14 protein-coding genes are annotated in these 18094 nt (G+C 65.0%); 4 read left to right on the forward strand and 10 right to left on the reverse strand.

Annotation, left to right across the window (positions count from 1 at the left end; genetic code table 11):
* Positions 1-2: 2 nt before the first annotated feature.
* Together OO12_RS15600 and OO12_RS15605 are read right to left on the reverse strand one after the other, a co-directional pair.
* On the reverse strand, positions 3-2624 hold the full coding sequence (locus OO12_RS15600) for a TonB-dependent receptor (protein ID WP_034159742.1): 2622 nt from the start codon (positions 2622-2624) through the stop codon (positions 3-5).
* 162 nt (positions 2625-2786) lie between these two features.
* A complete protein-coding gene (locus tag OO12_RS15605; protein ID WP_443024570.1) occupies positions 2787-4406 on the reverse strand; it encodes a sulfotransferase in 1620 nt (539 codons plus the stop codon).
* Positions 4407-4545: 139 nt separating this feature from the next.
* Between OO12_RS15605 and OO12_RS28105 the strand changes: the two genes are divergently transcribed.
* Positions 4546-4989 carry a hypothetical protein gene (locus OO12_RS28105; RefSeq protein WP_152616468.1) on the forward strand — a complete coding sequence of 148 codons (444 nt, stop codon included), beginning with the start codon at positions 4546-4548 and terminating at the stop codon, positions 4987-4989.
* On the forward strand, positions 4986-6290 hold the full coding sequence (locus OO12_RS15615; RefSeq protein ID WP_235364819.1) for an amino acid permease: 1305 nt from the start codon (positions 4986-4988) through the stop codon (positions 6288-6290). The genes OO12_RS28105 and OO12_RS15615 overlap by 4 nt, the downstream gene beginning before the upstream one ends.
* Here the strand turns inward: OO12_RS15615 and OO12_RS15620 are convergent.
* Entirely contained in the window at positions 6285-7061 is a 777-nt protein-coding gene (locus OO12_RS15620) for a helix-turn-helix transcriptional regulator (protein ID WP_034159648.1), read from the reverse strand. The two genes, OO12_RS15615 and OO12_RS15620, sit on opposite strands and share 6 nt — an antisense overlap.
* Before the next feature lie 485 nt (positions 7062-7546).
* Between OO12_RS15620 and OO12_RS15625 the strand changes: the two genes are divergently transcribed.
* Positions 7547-7984, forward strand: a complete 438-nt coding sequence (locus OO12_RS15625; RefSeq protein WP_034159649.1) for a hypothetical protein — start codon at positions 7547-7549, stop codon at positions 7982-7984.
* Positions 7985-7997: 13 nt separating this feature from the next.
* On the opposite strand, the gene OO12_RS15630 is transcribed toward OO12_RS15625, so the two are convergent.
* Positions 7998-9605, reverse strand: coding sequence for a phytoene desaturase family protein (locus tag OO12_RS15630; protein WP_034159650.1), 1608 nt, complete (start codon positions 9603-9605; stop codon positions 7998-8000).
* 108 nt (positions 9606-9713) lie between these two features.
* Positions 9714-10898 (reverse strand): aromatic ring-hydroxylating oxygenase subunit alpha, encoded by a 1185-nt coding sequence (locus OO12_RS15635; protein ID WP_034159651.1) that lies wholly within the window; start codon positions 10896-10898, stop codon positions 9714-9716.
* A gap of 78 nt (positions 10899-10976) precedes the next feature.
* On the opposite strand from OO12_RS15635, the gene OO12_RS15640 reads away from it, so the two are divergent.
* Positions 10977-11570: a TetR family transcriptional regulator C-terminal domain-containing protein gene (locus tag OO12_RS15640; RefSeq protein WP_034159652.1), complete on the forward strand. Its 594-nt coding sequence runs from the start codon at positions 10977-10979 to the stop codon at positions 11568-11570.
* A gap of 120 nt (positions 11571-11690) precedes the next feature.
* Here the strand turns inward: OO12_RS15640 and OO12_RS15645 are convergent, their stop codons facing one another.
* The 5 genes from OO12_RS15645 to OO12_RS15665 all read right to left on the reverse strand — a co-directional run bounded on the left by OO12_RS15645 (position 11691) and on the right by OO12_RS15665 (position 18053).
* Positions 11691-13079 (reverse strand): M20/M25/M40 family metallo-hydrolase, encoded by a 1389-nt coding sequence (locus tag OO12_RS15645; RefSeq protein WP_034159653.1) that lies wholly within the window; start codon positions 13077-13079, stop codon positions 11691-11693.
* An 84-nt stretch (positions 13080-13163) separates the two neighbouring features.
* Positions 13164-14864 carry a serine hydrolase domain-containing protein gene (locus tag OO12_RS26970; RefSeq protein WP_082006565.1) on the reverse strand — a complete coding sequence of 567 codons (1701 nt, stop codon included), beginning with the start codon at positions 14862-14864 and terminating at the stop codon, positions 13164-13166.
* 96 nt (positions 14865-14960) lie between these two features.
* Positions 14961-16100 (reverse strand): helix-turn-helix transcriptional regulator, encoded by a 1140-nt coding sequence (locus tag OO12_RS15655; RefSeq protein ID WP_160296822.1) that lies wholly within the window; start codon positions 16098-16100, stop codon positions 14961-14963.
* 118 nt (positions 16101-16218) lie between these two features.
* Positions 16219-16566, reverse strand: a complete 348-nt coding sequence (locus OO12_RS15660) for a hypothetical protein (protein ID WP_235364820.1) — start codon at positions 16564-16566, stop codon at positions 16219-16221.
* Positions 16567-16583: 17 nt separating this feature from the next.
* Positions 16584-18053: a L,D-transpeptidase family protein gene (locus OO12_RS15665; protein WP_200887492.1), complete on the reverse strand. Its 1470-nt coding sequence runs from the start codon at positions 18051-18053 to the stop codon at positions 16584-16586.
* Positions 18054-18094 lie beyond the last annotated feature (41 nt).

The raw sequence follows: 18094 nt of genomic DNA on the forward strand, positions 1-18094 counted from the left end.
CATCAGAACTTGGTGCCTGCGCGAATGCCGATCGTGCGCGGCGTGTTGGTCACGATATAGCCGCGCTGGCCGCAATTGCCGCATGCCTGGAACCGCGACAATTCGGCGCGTTCGTCAAAGGCGTTCTGCACGAACAATTCGAGCGAGTAGGAGCCGAATTCCCCGCCCACCGCGAAATCGGCGGTCGTATAGGATTTGAGGCGCCCCAGTGCGGTGGCGGCGTTGAAGAAGCTCGCTGGATCGGCGACGGTCGCCGGATCGCTCGGGTCGAGGAAGGTGCCGATGAACACCTTGTTGCGAATGTCCGACGATGCCGAACTCTGATGCGCGACGACCGCCTGGACATAGGCCTTACCCGATCCGACCGGCGCGGTGTAGCGCGCCGTGCCGTTGATCTTGAAGCGCGGCGTGATCGGCAGGCGCGTCCCCTTTGCGGCCGAGATATAGTTGATCTGCCCCGTCGGCCCCGCGGTGGTGCAGGTGAAGGTCGGGTCGTCATAGCCGCACAGATTCTTCAGCGTCTTGGCATCGGTATAGGATCCGGCGGCCGTTAGACTGAGTCCGCCGGTCGACAGGTTCGCGTCCATTTCGATGCCGCGAATGCGGGCATTGGGGCCGTTATGGATTTCAGTGAAGCTGTTCGCGCCGAGGAAGGAGAATTGGAATTTCTTCCATTCCTGCTGATAGACCGCGCCGTTCAGCCGGAGCAGCCCGCCGAACAGGGTGGTTTTCGCACCGATCTCGTAATTGGTCAGATAGTCGGCGGCATAGGGCTGCACATCGGCACGCCGGTTGATGCCGCCGGGACGGAAGCCGCGCGACCAGGTGCCATAGAGCAGGATGTCCTCGGTCGGCTTCCAGGTCAGGTTGAGCCGGTGAGTCACGCCCTGGCCCTCGGCCTCGACCGGGTCGATGCCCCCGGTGCGGGTGTTATAGACGCCAAGGTTGGTGCACGGGCCGCCGGCGACTTCGGGCGGCAACAACGTCGTCCCCGCGCCGGCCAGCTGGGCGTCGCGCAGCCTCAACCCCTGATTGGTGAAGCAGCCGGCAACGCCAGTCCGCGAGCTGCCCGCTGCGTTCGGCGGCGGATTGCCCGGCGCGCCCTGGACATAGGCGGGATTCCGCCCAAAGCCGAAAAAGCCGATCAGCGAGTTATCGTAGATGAAGCCGCGCGCGCCCGCGGTCAGCGTCAGATTGGGCAGGATGTCGTAGCTCGCCTCGCCAAACATCGCGTAATCCTTGTCGACGCGATGCTGCTGGGTCAGCCACAATGTGCCCGGCGACCCGTTAACCGACAGCAGCGGTGCAAGATTGGCCACCTGGTAATCCTGATGGATCAGGTTGCTCTGGCGCTGATAGAAGAGCCCGGCGACGACGCGGAACCGCTCGCCCTGCGGCGATGCGACGCGGAATTCCTGGCTCATTTTCTTGAAGTGATCGGATGCGATCACATACTGGCGCGGGTCGATCGTCAGCCCGGCCGCGTTGTGGAAATAGAAATAGCTCGAGATGCCGTTGCGCGACGCATAGAGCGAATCATAGGCTTCCGAATAATCGGTATAATCGGTTGCGGAATGGGCGGTACGGTCGAGATAGGCGCCGGCATAGGTCGCGTCCCAATTGCCGATCTTGCCCTCGATCGTCAGTGCGGCCTGCACGAAGCGCTCGCGGCGGCTATCGGCATTGAAGCGCTGTACCTTCAGGTCGCCGACCCGCGGATCATATCCGAACAGGCCCTTGCTGCGCTGTTCCTGATAAATGACCGATGGCGTGACCGTCCAGTTATCGTCGAGATCGACCTTCAGCGCGGCGCGCCCGCCATAGGTTTCGTTGGTGTTGAAATTCTTCTTCACCAGCGCCGTGTTGGTGACGATGCCGGTATAGCCGGGCGCTAGCGGGGCTCCGGGCGCCGAGACATTGAAGGTCCGCGTGCCGGCGACATTGTCGATATAGCCCGCGTCGCGCTGATAGAAGCCGACGACGCGCAGCGCCGCCATCTCCGACAGCGGAATGTTGACGAAACCCTCGGCCTTGCCGCCGATGCCACCCTTGGCGACGGTATTGAGCTCGGCATCGACCGCGCCGGAAAAGCCGCTCGGATCGGGCTTGTTGGTGATGATGCGGATCGTGCCGGCCTGTGACGAGGCGCCATAGAGCGTGCCCTGCGGCCCGGCGAGGCTCTCGATCCGCGCGACGTCATAGACATGCACGTCAAGCGTGCCGCCGATCGTCGTCACCGGCTGTTCGTCGAGATAGACGCCGACTGACGGCAGCGATCCCGAATGGTTGCCGTCGCCGCCCGATGCGACACCGCGCATATAGACGGTGGTCACGCCCGGCTGGGAGCTCTGGAACGCGACCGAGGGGAGGAGCTGCGAATATTCGGCGAAATTGCTGATGTTGAGCTGGTCGAGCTTCTTGGAGCCAAGCGCCTGGATGCTGATCGGCACATTCTGCAGGTTTTCCTCGCGCTTCTGCGCGGTGACGATGATGTCGTCCGAGTCATCGATCGCGGCGCGGGCGGGCGCGGTCGGCGCCTGATCCTGTGCCAGCGCGGGAGAGGCGATGCTCGCCGCTGAAGCCAGCAAGGTGGCAAGTGCGGCGCGACGTTTAATGACGTGCATGACGATCCCCCGAAACGACATTCTGTTTCGGCAGAGTGTTCGCACGCGCAATATTCGTCAACGGTCCGATATGGACCTACTCATTTCATGACTGCAACGTGACGTTTTTGCCACGCTTGGTGTGACGGGGCGATCGGCCCCGGGTTTACCAAATTCTCGGTCTCAGAAGCGCGGCACCTGCGGATAGGCCTCAAGCACATCGCCAAGCGCGTCCTTTAGCGGATCGAGCCATGGCTCGAACGGCTTCCATGCCTCGGTGCCTTCGCGGAAGATCGGCTGGCGCACCTGCTCGGAACTGGCGGTGCGCACCGCGCGGTCGGTCTTGTGGAAATCGAGACAGGCCGGCTCGAACCCCAGCCCGCATGCGGCGAGCAAGGCGCGGACCTCGGCTTCGGTATCGTCGACCATGTTTTCATAGATCACCCGGTGAACCCGCCCGGGCAGCACCGCATCGATATGTGCCATCAGCCGCACATAGTCGCGATAGTAACGGCCCATATCGTCGAGCGCATAGCTGAACGCCTGGCCGCGCGCGAAATGCTGTTTGTAGTTGGAGAAGCAGCAACCAAGCGGATGACGCCGCGCATCGATGATCCGGGCGTTGGGCAGGATCAAATGGATCAGCGGCACATGCGCCCAGTTATTGGGCAGCTTGTCGATGAACAGGGGTCGGTCGGTGCGGCGCTGGATGCGGGTGCGGCGGAGATATTCCTCGCCCAGTGTGCGCAGCCGGTCGTGCGGCAGCCTGGCGAGATGCCCCGGATAGTCGGTCGATTGCCGGGCAAGGGCGGGAATGTCGGGCAGCTCGGACGTCCCCTCGACCTGGCTGTGACTCGACAGGATCTGCTCGACCAGAGTCGATCCGGCGCGCGGCATGCCCAGGATGAAGATCGGATCGGGCGCATCATATCCGGCGCCGGCGCGGCCAGCGAAGAAATCGGGCGTGCACAGCGCGATGCTGCGGTCGACCAGCGCTTCGGTGTCGTCCGCCTTATAAACGATCCCGGCCCGGCGCAGCGTGTTGCCGGCGGCATAATGTGCGAACGCCTCGGCCGTCTGTTTGCTGTCCTCGAACGCCTTGCCCAGCGCGAAATCGAGGTGGAAGCGATCCTCGTCGGAAATGCCGCCACGGGCGAGCGCCGCCTGCATGGCCGCGATATCGGCGGCGTCGAACTTCACGGTCTTCAGATTGGCGAGGCTCCACCACGCCTCGCCCAGTTCCGGCATCAGTGCGATCGACTGGCGATAGGCGGCGACGCCATCGGCCTGGCGCCCGACCGTCTTCAGCATATGGCCGTACGACATCCATATCTTGGGCTGGCGCGGCGCGGATTTCAGCACCTCCTCGTACAAGCTGATCGCTTCGTCGAACCCGCCGATCCGGCCCAGCGCCGCCGCCTTCAGATTGGCATGGCCGGGATTGTCGGGCTCTTCCTCGAGCAATAGGTCAAGCTCGGCGATCGCTTCGTCGGAGCGGTTCTGGCGATAGAGCACGATGGCGAGGTTGGCGCGGGCGGCGGTGAAGTCCGGCGACAGCTCGACCGCGCGGCGCAGCAGATTCTCCGCATCCTTGTAGCGCCCGATCCGTCCGGCCAGTTCGGCGAGCATGCGGATCGCCTGCACGTCGAACGGATCGTCCTTGAGATGCTGTTTGAGCAGCGGCTCCGCATCCGACAATCGGTTGTCATGCAGCGCGAGCGCGGCATCGATCAGGCGCTGCGGCCAGCGGGGTGTGGGAACGGCGGCAAAGGTCATCGCCTTGAGCTTAACCGCGTTACCCATCCCGCGTCACCCCGGATCCCGCAACGGTGCGGCGCGACCGTGCGTTTGAGCGGGATCAATGTGAGAGGCGCTGACAAAATCGACGCCCGCGTCGGCCAGTGGCGATTCAACCCCGCCGACACCTGTGCCAGCGTCGCCATTGGCGGATGCCCTTGCGCCCGCCTGGCTCTTTCGCATCGTGAAGATGATGATCCCTATGTCGGTACCGGCGCGTGCCGGCATCGCCGCGCCACATCTCTTGCGCAAAATACCGGAAATTCCACCATCGCTGTTTCGGCACATCCGGCGCGGTTCGTCACGCGGCGCCGGGCTGTCCGGTTTTCCCGTTATTCCCGCAAGGATCCTGAAAAACTCCCGTGCGGATCCATCAAAACTCCCGCAGCTTTTCCCGCAGATTCCCGCAGAACCCTCAAAAAAGCATTTTCCCGCAGCAACTCCCGCAGCTGCGGGAAAAATGCTGCCGGAACAGCCATTTTTCGGCCTGCCCGATTTTGCTCGGGAGAGCCTTGTTCCGGGGGCGACAGTGCCGCACCATGGCGATGGAGCATGCGGACCGGCGAGTGTCGGAACAGGTCCGGCATGATGGCGGGGGACGATATGGGTACATCGCGGCGGGCCTTGGGTTTCTGGACCTGCCTCGCTTTGGTCATGGGCAACATGATCGGGTCGGGCGTCTATCTGCTCCCCGCGACGCTCGCGCCGCTTGGCTGGAACGGCATGATCGGCTGGATCGTGACGATCGGCGGGGCGCTGTGCCTTGCCTTCGTGTTCGCGCGGCTCGGTGCGAAGCTGCCGATCGCGGGCGGGCCCTATGCCTTTACCCAGGCGGCGTTCGGCCCGGCGGCGGGATTTGCCGTCGCCTGGAGTTACTGGGTGCTGATCTGGGCCGGCAATGCGGCGGTGGCGGTGGCGGTGGTCAGCGCGCTCAGCCTGATCTTCCCGATATTGGGCAAGGTGCCCGCGTTGGTCGCGCTGGCGATCATCTGGAGCCTGATCGCGGTCAATATCCGCGGCGTTGCGCTTGCCGGTCGCGTGCAGTTCGTGACCATGGCGCTGAAGCTGGTGCCGCTTGCCGGCGTCATCGCGCTGGCGGCCTGGCTGCTGCTGCGCGACGGGGCGGGGGCGGTTGCGGCCAACCCCCCGGTGCCGATCGGCGCCGGCGCGATCGCCGGCGCGGCGGCGATTACCTTTTGGGGCTTTCTCGGCGTGGAATCGGCGACGGTGCCGGCCGACAAGATCGATAATCCGGCCTATGTCGTGCCGCGCGTGACGCTGATCGGCACCGCACTGACCGGCCTGGTCTATCTGCTTGTCTCGGCGGCGACCGCGTTCCTCATGCCCGCTGCGGTCACGGCCGCCTCGCCCGCGCCGATCGCCGAGTTTCTGGGCCGCGAATTCGGTTCGCGCGCTGCCGATATCGTCGCGCTGTTCGCCGCGATCAGCGCATTTGGCGCGCTTAACGGCTTCATCCTGCTGCAGGGCGAAGTGCCGCGCGCCATGGCGCAGGGCGGCGTGTTTCCCGCCTGGTTCGGCAAGGAGACTGCGCGCGGCACCCCGGCCCGGGCGCACCTCGTCTCCGGCGTGCTGGTTACGGTGGTCGCACTGTCCAATTATACGCGCGGCATGGGGGAGCTGTTCACGTTCATCGCCTCGGTCTCGCTGGCCTCGGGGATGCTCGCTTATCTCGCCAGCGCGCTCGCCGCGCTCCGGCTGCTGCCGAACGACCTGCCGCTCAAGATCGCCGCCGCCGCGGCCACGCTGTTCGTGCTGTGGATGGTCTATGGCCTTGGGCTGGAGGCCGATCTCTGGGGGCTGGTGCTGCTGCTGGCGGGGTTGCCGGTCTATTTCTGGGTCCGCCACAGCCGCGCTGCACCGTCCTCATAATCCCAGCGCCATCAGCCGGGCGACGGCGTGCGCGCGGTTGACCGCGCCCAGCTTGCGCCGCGCATTGTCGACATGGAAACGCGCGGTGGTCTCGGCGACGCCCATGATCGTCGCGATCTCCCAGTCGGTCTTGCCCTCGGCAACGAAGCCGATCGCGTCGCGCTCGCGGGCGCTGAGCGCCGCGCCGCCGGCGGCGTTGTCGGGCCCCAGCGGCTCGCGCAGCAGCCGTTCGGCCAGGATTGTGCCGGCGCTGTGGAGCGCTTCGGCGATTCCGCTGTCGATCTCCGGGTCGGCAAAGCCGATATGGAGCGAGGCGACCGCGCCGTCATAGCCATAAGCGGTCACGCCGAGTGCATCGCCGATCCGCCCTTCGCTCATCGCGTCCCAATAGTCGCCGAAGCGGCGGTCCCGGCGCGGCGCGAAGTCGCTGAAGCGATACCGCGTCATGCCACGCGCGATCGGCTCGACCAGCGGATTGACGTCGAAACAGATGTAACGGTGGCTGGTCCCGCCGATCCAGCCGGCGACGCAGCGCCGCTCGACCAGTCCGCCCGCTGCCCAGTGACGCGCCGCGGTCAGCTGCCCTGGTGGGCGGCGATAATGCCGCGCCTGGAAATAACTCACGCCGAACTGGGTCGCCGCGCTGGAAAAGTCCCGCGCTGCCCGTGCCGCGTCGCGTGCGGCGACCACAGGTTCGATCAGCGACATCATCGCGCCGGGCATCATGTTTTCCGGACCCTGTGCGTCATGGCCGAAGACTAGGATGCCCACTGGTGACCGGCAACGGCTTTCCGGTCCGAAACCGATCGGTCGGCGACCCCTCGATTCCGTCAGGTGACCGCCTCGCACCCGGTCGGTTACGCCCGGTGCATCGAGCGGCGTAGCGGGGGATATGGATCATGGCGGAAATCAAATGCCCGAACCGGGACTGCGTTCATGGGCAAGTGCCCTGTCATGACTGCTCCTATGGCGAAATCACCTGTCCGGATTGCCGGGGGAACAAGGATGTCCAATGTCCCGATTGCCGCGGTGACGGTTATTTCGCGCGGGGCGCGGAATATGAGGCCTGCACGCATTGCGGCGGCAAGGGGTCGGGACTGCAGTTCGGCGACTTCACCAAGGGGACCGGGCGAGTCCCATGCCCCGATTGCAAGGGGTCGGGAAAGAAAACCTGCCCGCGCTGCCACGGGCATCAGAAATATACCTGCCATGTCTGCGACGGGACCGGGCACGTCCCCGATCCGAACGGCTGACGAATGAGCGCACCGCCGCTATCCGAGGCGCAGCGGACGCTGCTGCAATCCGGGCTCGATGCGCAGCTTGCGCGACTCGCCGATCTCAAGCAGCGCTACGATGCCGCGCTCGCGACATTGTTCGACCGCGCGCTTGCCGGGTCGGATGCGGGGGGCAATATCTACCCGCTGGTCCTCGACGAACTGGGGCGTTGGGGGGCGTTGTTGCGCATCGAGATCGCCGGGCTGGCCGGTCGCTGCATTACGCTCGGATCTGCCGCCGCTTCACCCTGGCAGGATGTGCTGGCGGCGCATGACCGCTTCGTTGCCGATATTGGCGAGCGGCAAGCCGCGTTCGACACGCAAGTCCATAAGGGCGATCACGACATGGGCATGAAGGGGCTCGCTGCGCAGCGGCAGACGATGGAGCGCCTCAACCGCCTCCGCCAGCGCTTCTGGTGATTGCGGCGGTCGCCTATCCGAACAGCCGCCCCAGCACGCTCTTGTCGCGCAGGATCTCGTGCGCGGCATTATGCCCCGGCGCGCCGGTCACGCCGCCGCCCGGATGCGTGCCCGCGCCGCACATATAGAGCCCTTTGATCGGCGCACGATAGTCGCCATGGCCCAGCACCGGCCGCGCTGCCCAGAGCTGGTCGAGCGACATATGGCCGTGCATGATGTCGCCGCCGATCAGCCCGAACTTGCGCTCCAGGTCGAGCGGCGAATGAATCTGCCGCGCGATGATCGAGCCTTTGAAGTTCGGCGCATGTTTGGTGACGGTATCGACGATCAGGTCGGCGGCGGCCTCGCGCTCGTCGTCCCAGTTGCGCCCATCCGGCAGCACCGGCGCGAACTGCTGGCAGAACAGGCTGGCGATATGCTGTCCCGGCGGCGCGAGGCTGTCATCGACCGAGGTCGGGATCTTCATCTCGACGATCGGCTCGTCCGACCAGCCCTTGGCCTTCGCGTCAGTGAACGCCTTGTCCATATAATCGAGCGTCGGCGAGATGATGATGCCGCAGGTGTGGTGCTCGGCCACTTGCTTGCCCGGCAGGACCGAGAAATCGGGCAGTTCGGACAAAGCGACATTCATCCGGAACGTGCCGGAGCCGGTCTTGAAATTGTCCATCCGCCGCGCGAATTCGGGCGTCATATCGGCGCGGTCGACCAGTTGGCGATAGAGCAGGGCCGGGCCGACATTGGCCGCGACCACTTTGGCGGCGATCTCCTCGCCGCTTTCCAGCTTCACGCCGGTGACGCGATTGCCGTCGACCAGCACCTTGGCGACTGGCGTCTCCAGGCTGATCTCGACGCCGAGCTCAGTGCATGCCTCGGCCATATATTTGGTGATCGCGCCCATCCCGCCGACGCTATGGCCCCAGGCGCCCTTCTTGCCGTTCACTTCGCCGAACACATGGTGGAGCAGCACATAGGCCGATCCGGGCGTGTCGACGCTGGCATAATTGCCGACCACGGCGTCGAACCCGAACGCTGCCTTCACATAGTCATTCTCGTACCAGCTATCGAGGAAGCTGCGCGCCGATTTGATGAACAGGTCCATCACGTCGCGCTGCGCCTCGATGTCCATGCCGGCGAGCTTGCGGCCCTGCGCCGCTGCGGCGATCAGCGCGCGGACGCCGCCACCGGCATTGGGCGGAGTCTTCAGCGCCATGTCGCGCAGCACCTCTGCGACCCGCTCCAGCGCTTCCTCATATTTGGGGAAGGTCTCGGCATCCTTCGGCGAGAAGCGCGCGAACTCGGCCTGGGTCCGCGCGGTGCCGCCGCCGAGCTTCAGATAGCCATCGTCATGCGGGAAGAAATTGGAAATGGTCCGCTCGATGATCTTCCAGCCGCGTTCGTGTAGCCGCATGTCCTTGATCACCTTGGGACGCAGCAGGCTGACCGTGTAGCTCGCGGTCGAATTGCGGAAACCGGGATGGAATTCCTCGGTGACGCAAGCCCCGCCGATCACGTCGCGCCGTTCGAGCACGCGGACCTTCATCCCCGCCTTGGCGAGATAGAAAGCGCAGACCAGGCCGTTATGCCCGCCGCCAATGATCACTGCGTCGTAGGATTTGGTCATTCTCTGCTTCCCCAATTTCTGGTCACCCCCGCGAAAGCGGGGGACCCGCTGCCTTCACTACCGTCGAGAAGAAGCGGGATTCCCGCTTTCGCGGGAATGACGATGTTATTATTCCGTCACTGCTCTCGGCCGGCGGCTCCAGCCCGGTGCTGGCGCGCGGTGCTGGCGCGCCTCCGGGATGATGCGGCGGATCTTTTTGGCGAAGCTGCGCAGGCATACTTCGCTCGCACCGATCGGGCCGGCGGTATAGGTTTGCGACGCCATGCCGCGCTGCACGCGCTCGATCAGCCAGGTGTCCTCGGCATTGACCGTGCGGTTGATCCGCCAATTGGCATAGCGCACCAGGCTCATCTCGCGCCGGTCATCCGGCAGCGCGAAGCACATCTCGCGCAGCAGCGAGGTGGTCGGCGTCAGCGGCAGCCACTGCATGAAATCGATCTGGTCGGCATACAGGTCGAACGCCATGTTCGGCCACAGTTTGAAATAGAGCCACAGCCGCTGATTCTCCTCGGGCAAATGATCCACCTTGGGCAGATGCTTCTGGTAGAACCGCTCCCATGGATTGGCCGAGGGGCGATCGACCAGCCGGCCCGACATTTTGTCGACCCATGGCTCGGCCTCGATCGCATAGCTTTTGCCGAACAGCCGGGTCAGCCCGTCATGCGCGACCGGGATGTGGAGATTGTCGGAATAATTGTCGCCGACATTCTTCCAGTTCACCGCCCGCTCGCGCGCACGCACCGGGCTGATCGTCTGCATGTCCTCGAACCGGTACGGCGCGACCTGGCCGTCATAGGGCGTCATCATCTCGGCGACCGACGGCCCGCCATCATCCTCGAGCCGCACGAACACGAAGCCGCGCCAGATCTCGATCCCGATCGGCGCAAGCCCGTTCTTCGTCATGTCGAGCGCCGGATAATCGCTGCGCATCGGCACGCCGCTTAAGCGCCCGTCAAGCTCATAGGCCCAGGCATGATAGGGGCAGACCAGCTTCTTCGCGCAGCCCTGCGGCCCTTCGACCAGCCGCATCGCGCGGTGGCGGCAGACATTGGCGAAGGCGCGGATCTGTCCGTCCTCGCCGCGCACCGCGATGACGCTTTCGCCGATATAGTCGAGCGTGTGGTAATCCCCGGTCCTGGGGATGTCGCCGACATGGCAGACGATCTGCCACGATGGGCGAATAACGCGCGCGACTTCGACGTCGAAATATTCCGGGTCGGTATAGAGCCAGCCGGGCAGGCTCCAGTCCGCATCGGGATCATGCGCTTCCATGTCGGCAAAACGATGCGCCATCCCGGCCTCCCAAGATTATCTTGTTGAACGATCGTACAACAGGCTGCACGCCAACGCAATTGCTGTTATGGCGGTGCCATGACCCAGCCTGCCTTCTCCCGCGCCGAACCCGATGCGCGCCGCCTCAGCCTGATCGAGGCGACCGCGCGCGTGCTTGCGTCGCATGGCGCGGCTGGCGCATCGGTGCGGGCGATCGCGGTCGAGGCCGGCGTGTCGCCCGGGCTGGTCAGCCATTATTTCGACGGCGTCGATGCGCTGGTCGCCGCGACCTATATGCATGTCGGCGAGCGGGTCAGCACCGCGCTCGATGCCGGCGTTGCCGCGGCCGGCCCGGATCCGCGCGCGCGGCTCGACGCCTATGTCACTGCCAGTTTCCACCCGCCGATCGCCGATCCCGGCCTGCTCGCCACCTGGCTGGCCTTCTGGAGCCTGGTCAAGGCGCGCCCGGGGATCGCCGCGCTGCACGATGATATCTATGCCGCCTATCGCCGCGATCTGGAGGCGCTGCTGCTGGAATGCGGCGTCGCCTCCGCCGACCTGCGCCTGACCGCGATCGCGATCACGGCGCTGGTCGACGGGCTATGGCTCGAACTCTGTCTGTCGCCGACCACCTTCACCGCTGACGAGGCGCGCGGCATCGCCGGACGCCAGATCGCGGCGCTGCTGGGTTAGAGAGAACCACACCGCACCCGTTCGCCCTGAGCTTGTCGAAGGGCCGTTCTTTCTTTTCGATGGTTCGAAGAAGAGTGGTGCTTCGACAAGCCCAGCACGAACGGGAGAGGGGGCTCAACCCTATTTGGAAAGATCCGTGATCAGCGATTTCCAATAGGCCATGGACGGCTTGATATTGGCGAGCGGGGTGCGCTCGTTGAGGCCGTGGCTGAACGAATCCGAATCCTTGATGAAGGTCGGGCTGACGCCATAGCTCGGCACATTTCGGCTGCGGAACCACATGCTGTCGCTCGCGCCCGCCGACATGCCCGGGATGATCGGCACGCCCTTGTATCCGATGTCGAGCGCCTTCCTGACTGCCTTCATCACATCGGGCCGCATTGGTGAGGCGTCGTTGGGGATGGTGCCCATGTCGACATATCTGATCGTCATCGCCGGGTCGGCGGCGAGGTTGACCAGCTTGGCCTGGACATCCTCGACCTTCACGCCGGGGAAGATGCGGCAATTGATCATTGCGGTGGCGCGCTGCGGCAGTGCGTTCATCGCATGGCCGCCGCTCAGCATCGTCGCGACGCAGGTCGTGCCGATCTGTCCGATATAGGCGGGATTCGCCGTCAGCGTCGCGATCGCCGCCTTGTCGCTCTGGTCGGCGGCAAAGGCGCGCATCGCCGCTGCGGTTTCGCCGGTCTGCTGCTTGGCGGCCTCGATGAAGAATGCCTTGGTCAGTTCGTTCGCCTGAGGTGGGAACTGATAGGCGCCGATCCGGTCGAGCACGGCGGACAGCTGATAGATCGGGTTGAGTTTGCGCGGCGCGCTCGAATGGCCGCCGGGATTGGTGAATTCGAGCTGGAAATCGGCATAGGTCTTCTCCGCGCCCTGCAGCGTGAAGAATTGCGGATGGCCGTCTTCGGCCAGTGATCCGCCGCCGCCATCGGCATTGAGCACCAGCTCGGCATTGGGAAATTGCGCGGCGAGCGCCTGGGTCGTCTTCATTGTCGTCTCTTCGTCGCCCGAATAGGCGATGACGATGTCGCGGCGCGGCTTGTAGCCGTCGCGCTTCAACTGCAGCAGCGTGGCGATCACCTCGGCCCCGTCGAGCTTCATGTCGGTCGCGCCGCGCCCGAACAGATAACCATTCTCGATGATTGGCGTGAACGGGTCGCGCTGCCAGTCGGCGGGCTTGGCTTCGACCACGTCCATATGGCCGGAAACGACCAGCGGCTTGGCCGCGCCGTCGGTGCCGCGATAGCGCGCGACGAGATAGGCGGTATCGTCCACTCTGGTCACCGTCACATCGCCGGCGGCGAATCCGCCCGCGAGCAGCAGGTCCTTCAGATAGTTGGCATAATCGGGGGTCTGGTTGCCCGGGCCCTGCACGGTGCGAAAGGCGATGGCGCGCTTGGCGATATCCAGCGCCTGCGCTTCGGCCTGGCTGTTGTCGGCGCCCTTGGCCTGTGCCGCGCCCGTCATCAGCGCTAACGCCGCCACCATCGAACCCAATTGCCGCATCTGCGTGACCCTTTTTTGTCGTTGAGCGGGTCATGCTAGGCGGCTCGTTGCTCGCGTCAACGGGGGCGGCTTACCCGTCATGGGTCACTCGCCGGGCGGGTTGCGCAGCACGAACCGGACATTTTCGGTGACTGGCCCCGAGAGCAGGAAACCCGTGACTCGCCCCGCAGCGTCGCGCTGGAAAACGACCTTCTGAAAAAAACTTTCGGAGCTTGAGAACATGTCCGGCTGATAAGCGCTCAGCCGAACGGCGGGTCGCCGTGCATGCCATGCCGTCAGCACATCTTTCTCGACCTTCAGTTCATAATCGGTGTCGAGCTCGGCGCTGTAATATCGTCCGGCGAATTCCTTCGACATCGCCGTTGCGGGGGAGAAGGAGGCGAGCGTCACGCGCTTCGCCCGCAACGCGCCGTGGAGGCCGATGCGATACTGGAAACTCGGCGCCTGTCCCGCCGGCTGGTCGGGAAACTCGATCGCCAGGTCGCTCTTCGCATTCAGCTGGAAACTATGCGCCGACAAGGGCGGGAGTGCAGTCGGCGCGGGGTCATTCAGGGCGCCGAACAACAGCTGTTTGCCATCGCTGCTCAGCGTGAAGATGAGGCCGGGGAACAGCTCGTAGTTCCCGGCATAACCGGCCAGTTGCGCCGCATCCGGCATGGTGGGCGCCAGGCGTTCCGGTGCGCGATAGGCCGGGCGATCCGCCAGATAGATGTCGGCGATGGCGAATGCGATCTTCGCACTATCGATATCGGCGGCGTTGCTCAGCACCGAGACCGAGAATCGCTCTCCCGGGATGCGCAGCAGGAACGCGCGGAACCCGGCATCGCGTCCGCCATGGCTCCAGGTGTCGAGCCCGCGATAGGGACGATGTTCCTGGCCCAGCGCATAGATATTGACGGTGCCGTCGTTGAGCACGCCCTGCTCCTCCATGCGGCGCAGCGCCTGTGTGCCGCCAATGACGGGATGCTCGAAATTCAGGGCCCAGCGGCTGAGGTCCTCGGCTGTGGTCGTCAGGCCGGAAGGGCCGGCGGTGGCATAGTTGAGAACCTCGCGCGCATAGCCGCTGGCGGTGGGGCGATAGGACAGCACGCGTTCGGGCACCACGTCCGAAATATCTTCGGGAAAGCGGGTATGGGTCATGCCCAGCGGGCGAAAGATCCGCTCCTCGCAAAACGCGTTCAGGCTCTTGCCCGAAACCCGGCGCACCACCGCCGCCAGCAGGCTGTAGCCGGAGTTGGTGTACTGATATGCCGTTCCCGGCGCGAAATTGGTGGCGCGCTGGCGCAGGATCATCGCCAGGACCTGATCATCCGTGACCAGATCCTCCGGCCGCCACCCGGCCATCGCCAGCAGCGTCCATTGGTCGCGCAGCCCGCTGGTGTGGTTCAGCAACTGGCGCAGCGTGATCGGGCCCAGCCCGGTCGCTTCGGGCAGGTAGTCGGCCAGGCGGTGGTCGATCGAGAGCTTCCCATCCTGTTCGAGCAGGATGATCGCGAACGCGGTGAATTGTTTGGACAGCGAGGCTGCATGGAAGGCAGAGACCGGTTTGATCGGGACGCCATGTTCCAGGTCGGCGAGGCCCCTGGCGGCGCTGGCAATGACCTTGCCGTCCAGCGTGACCGAGATCGCCACGCCGGGCGCATCGGGCTTGTTCCAGGGCGCGAGCAGGCGGTCGATCGCTGCCGCTCTTTCCTCGCCCGAAGGTGGCGGCGCGGCATGTGAGGCGCTCGGAATGCCGAGCAGCATGGCTAAGGGCGCCAGGCCGCGCTTGAGAAATGACCACATCGACTATCTCCTCCGAACAGGATCGAAGGCGTGACGGTTCACCCGGCGGGCGGCGACCGATTTCGCAAAGTCGGACGCCCGTCCGGCACGACAGGGTCAGCGCGCTTCGGCGCGCGATACTTCCCGGGCGCGCAGACGATGCGTGGTGGGGGTTTCTCCGCGATGCTTGCCGAACGCGGTATTGAAGGAGGATTTGGTATTGAACCCCACCAGATGGGCAATCTCCAGCACGGTCATCGCGTCATTGGCCGGATCGACCAGCATCGCGGCCGCCATGTCGATCCGGTACCGGTTGAGGAAGTCGAAGAAATGCAGGCCCATTTGCCGGTTGATCAGGCCCGACAGGTCGCGCTGCGTCATGCCAAGACGACGGGCGAGCCGGCCGATGGTCAGCGACGGATCCAGAAATGGCTTCTGGGCCATCATGTAGCGCTCGATATGGGCGGTCGCCTCTTCGTCGATCGTGATCGACGGTGCGGCGCCTCGCTTGCCGCGGTGCATGATGGCTTCCGCGGCCAGGCCGAGAAACAGCGATTGCCGCGCCAGCGCCGCCAGCGTCAGGGCGCAGGTAATGACCACGGCAAACAGGCCAACGGCGATCTGCAGGGTCTGAAAGCCCGTCTCGTCGCCGCGGATCGACGCCCAGCTCTTGGCCACCACCAACGTATGCGCCGCGACCGACACCGCGATGATCGTGATGATCCAGGTCGCCGTGAAGCGGTCGGGGGGAGAGTCCGTCCGACCATCGCCTCGGCGCGACCGAACGAACAGGGCGATCATGATCGCGATATAGGCATAGAATTGGACGTGCAGCGCTATATTGTTCGCGACAAGATCAAGGCCGGTATCGATCGACCGGCTTGATGGCGCCGCGAATGCTACCACCAGAAAACGGGGAATGAGCGAGGCGGCCGAAACCAGCGTCGCAATTGCGCCGCCAAGCAAATGGGCATGAAACCGCCGTTTCGGAAAGCACAGCGTCCCGACATAGGCGCAGAGCAATGGCATCTGCAGAAAGGACAGCGGCAGCCGAAAGATCAGGAAGTGCTGTACGCCGTCCGGGAACAGGTCGGCCGTCCAGCCGAACAGATCGACCGCCGTCAGCAACAGGAAACCCGCGAGCAGCCGATTGGCCGGCCGCAGCGGTCCCCGGATGGCAAACAGAAACGCCGACAGCAACAGTGACAGGCAGAACGTCACCGCGCCGATCGCCGTCATGATCAGGTCGGGATGCATGGCCACCATCCTCGGCCTGGCCCCGGGGTTGGCCCCGGGATTGGCCCACCCGCTTCTTGCGACAATGCCATCGGTCCCGCCGGTGCCCCCGGAATGCCTGTGCCCTCAGGCCGAGGCGTCACTTGTTCTGGGTATTTCCCGCCGTCGCCGTGTCATCGGCTGTCTGTTCGCCGCGCGAGGTGCGTGCGGTCATGCCGGTAGCCGACGCATCGTCGAGCATCTGTTCGTCGGGCGCGACTGCGGGTTCGTGCGGTGCGACTTCGGCCGTGGCGTTGGCATCCGTCACCGGCGCGGCTTCCGGCGTCGGCGAGGCGCTGGGCTCGGGCGTCGGTTCGCTGATCACGTCGCTATTCTCGGTCGGTGCCGGCGCGGGTTCGGATCCCGAACAACCGGCAAGCCCCGCCGCCAGCAGCGCGGCGGAGGCAGCGAGAAGGGCTTTACGGATCGGCTTGGTCGTCATCGTCATTCCTTCAGAATATAGTGTCAGCGCGCGGCGAGCGCCTGAGTGGCGGATCGCGCCTCGATCTTGGTCGCGAGCGTACCGTCCCATTTATACGGATCGTCGCGGAAGCTCACCAGCCCGTTCGGATTGGCGAATGCGGTCCAGTAAAGCAGATAGACCGCCACCTGATCCGCCATTTTCGCGCGAACGGTCTTGCCGGCGGCGACGGTCGCGTCGATTGCCGCGGGTGTCCATTCGGGGGTGGTCTTCATCAGCAGCTTGGCGAGGTCGGCGGGCTTTTCGAGCCTGACGCAGCCATGGCTCGACAGCCGGTCGAAGCGCGCAAAGCCCGCCTGGGCCGGGGTATCGTGGAGATATACCGCGAACTGATTGTCGAAATCGAACTTGTACCGCCCGAGCGCGCTCTTCTCCGACGATTGCTGGAGCCGCTTGCCACCGCCGGTGTCGATGATGCGGAACCCGTTGGCCTTGAGATAGCCCGGCTTCTTCTTTTCCTTCGGCCACAATTCGCGATCGGCGATGGTGGAGGGCACGTTCCATGGCGGATTGAGCACGATGCTGTGGATTCGCGATACCAGCATCGGCGTTTCGGCGCCGGGCCGGCCGGTCACTGCCTTCATCGACATCACCGGCGCATCACCGTCGAACACGGTCAGCACCGCGGCGGCGATGTTCACCTGCACGCGGTTCTTCTCGATCTCCGCCGGCAGCCAGCGCCAGCGTTCCATATTGGCCATGATCTGGCGGATACGCGCCGCGACCGGCACGTTGAGCGCAGCGACCGTCTGGGCCCCGACCACGCCGGCGGGATTGAGGCCATAGCGACGCTGCGCACGGCTCACCGCTTCGGACAGCGCGGCATCGAACTTGTCACCGGTGGCGACGAGCTGCGAATCCTCGATCGCGAGGCGCTGGCGCAACGCCAGGACTTGCTTGCCGCTGGCCCCGAGCTTCAGTTCGGGGCCGGTGGCCAGCGCGGTCCAGCCACCGGCGGCGGCGAGCGCATGATAGCGGGCCAGCCCGGCAACGAGCGCGTCATAGCCGGCATAGGGCGGCGGCAGAGAGGCGATCCATGCGGCCAGTCGATCACGCTTCAGCGCGTCGATAAAGGCCGGGCGCGGGTCATAGGCTTGCGGCCGGATGCCCCATTCGAGCTGGAAGTCGGCGGTGTCGAGCCGTCCGGCATGCACCGCCTTGGCATGGTCGAGCGCGGCGCCAACCAGTGCATCCTTGTCGAGCTTGACGGCTTGCGGCGCCGAATCGGCGCGCAGCCCCTGCGCGATCGAATCCTTGTCGATCAGGTCAGCGAGCTGCCGGGCCTGTGCATCGGTCAATTCGGGCAGCGCCATGGCCGGCGCGACGGGGGTTTGCGCGGTCGGTACGGTCGGCACCACCGGCGGCGGGGCGACTTGCTGTGCCGCGGCAGGCGCCGCGACGATCGACGCGACCAGCGCCGCAGTCAAAAAGCGCCGGCCGGCTGTGGCGGCCATCACATAACCCTGATCGTAAAGCATACTCATATCCGAACCTC

Origin of the sequence: Sphingomonas sp. ERG5, from assembly GCF_000803065.1 — a bacterium.
In the GTDB taxonomy this organism is placed as follows: Bacteria; Pseudomonadota; Alphaproteobacteria; order Sphingomonadales; family Sphingomonadaceae; genus Sphingomonas.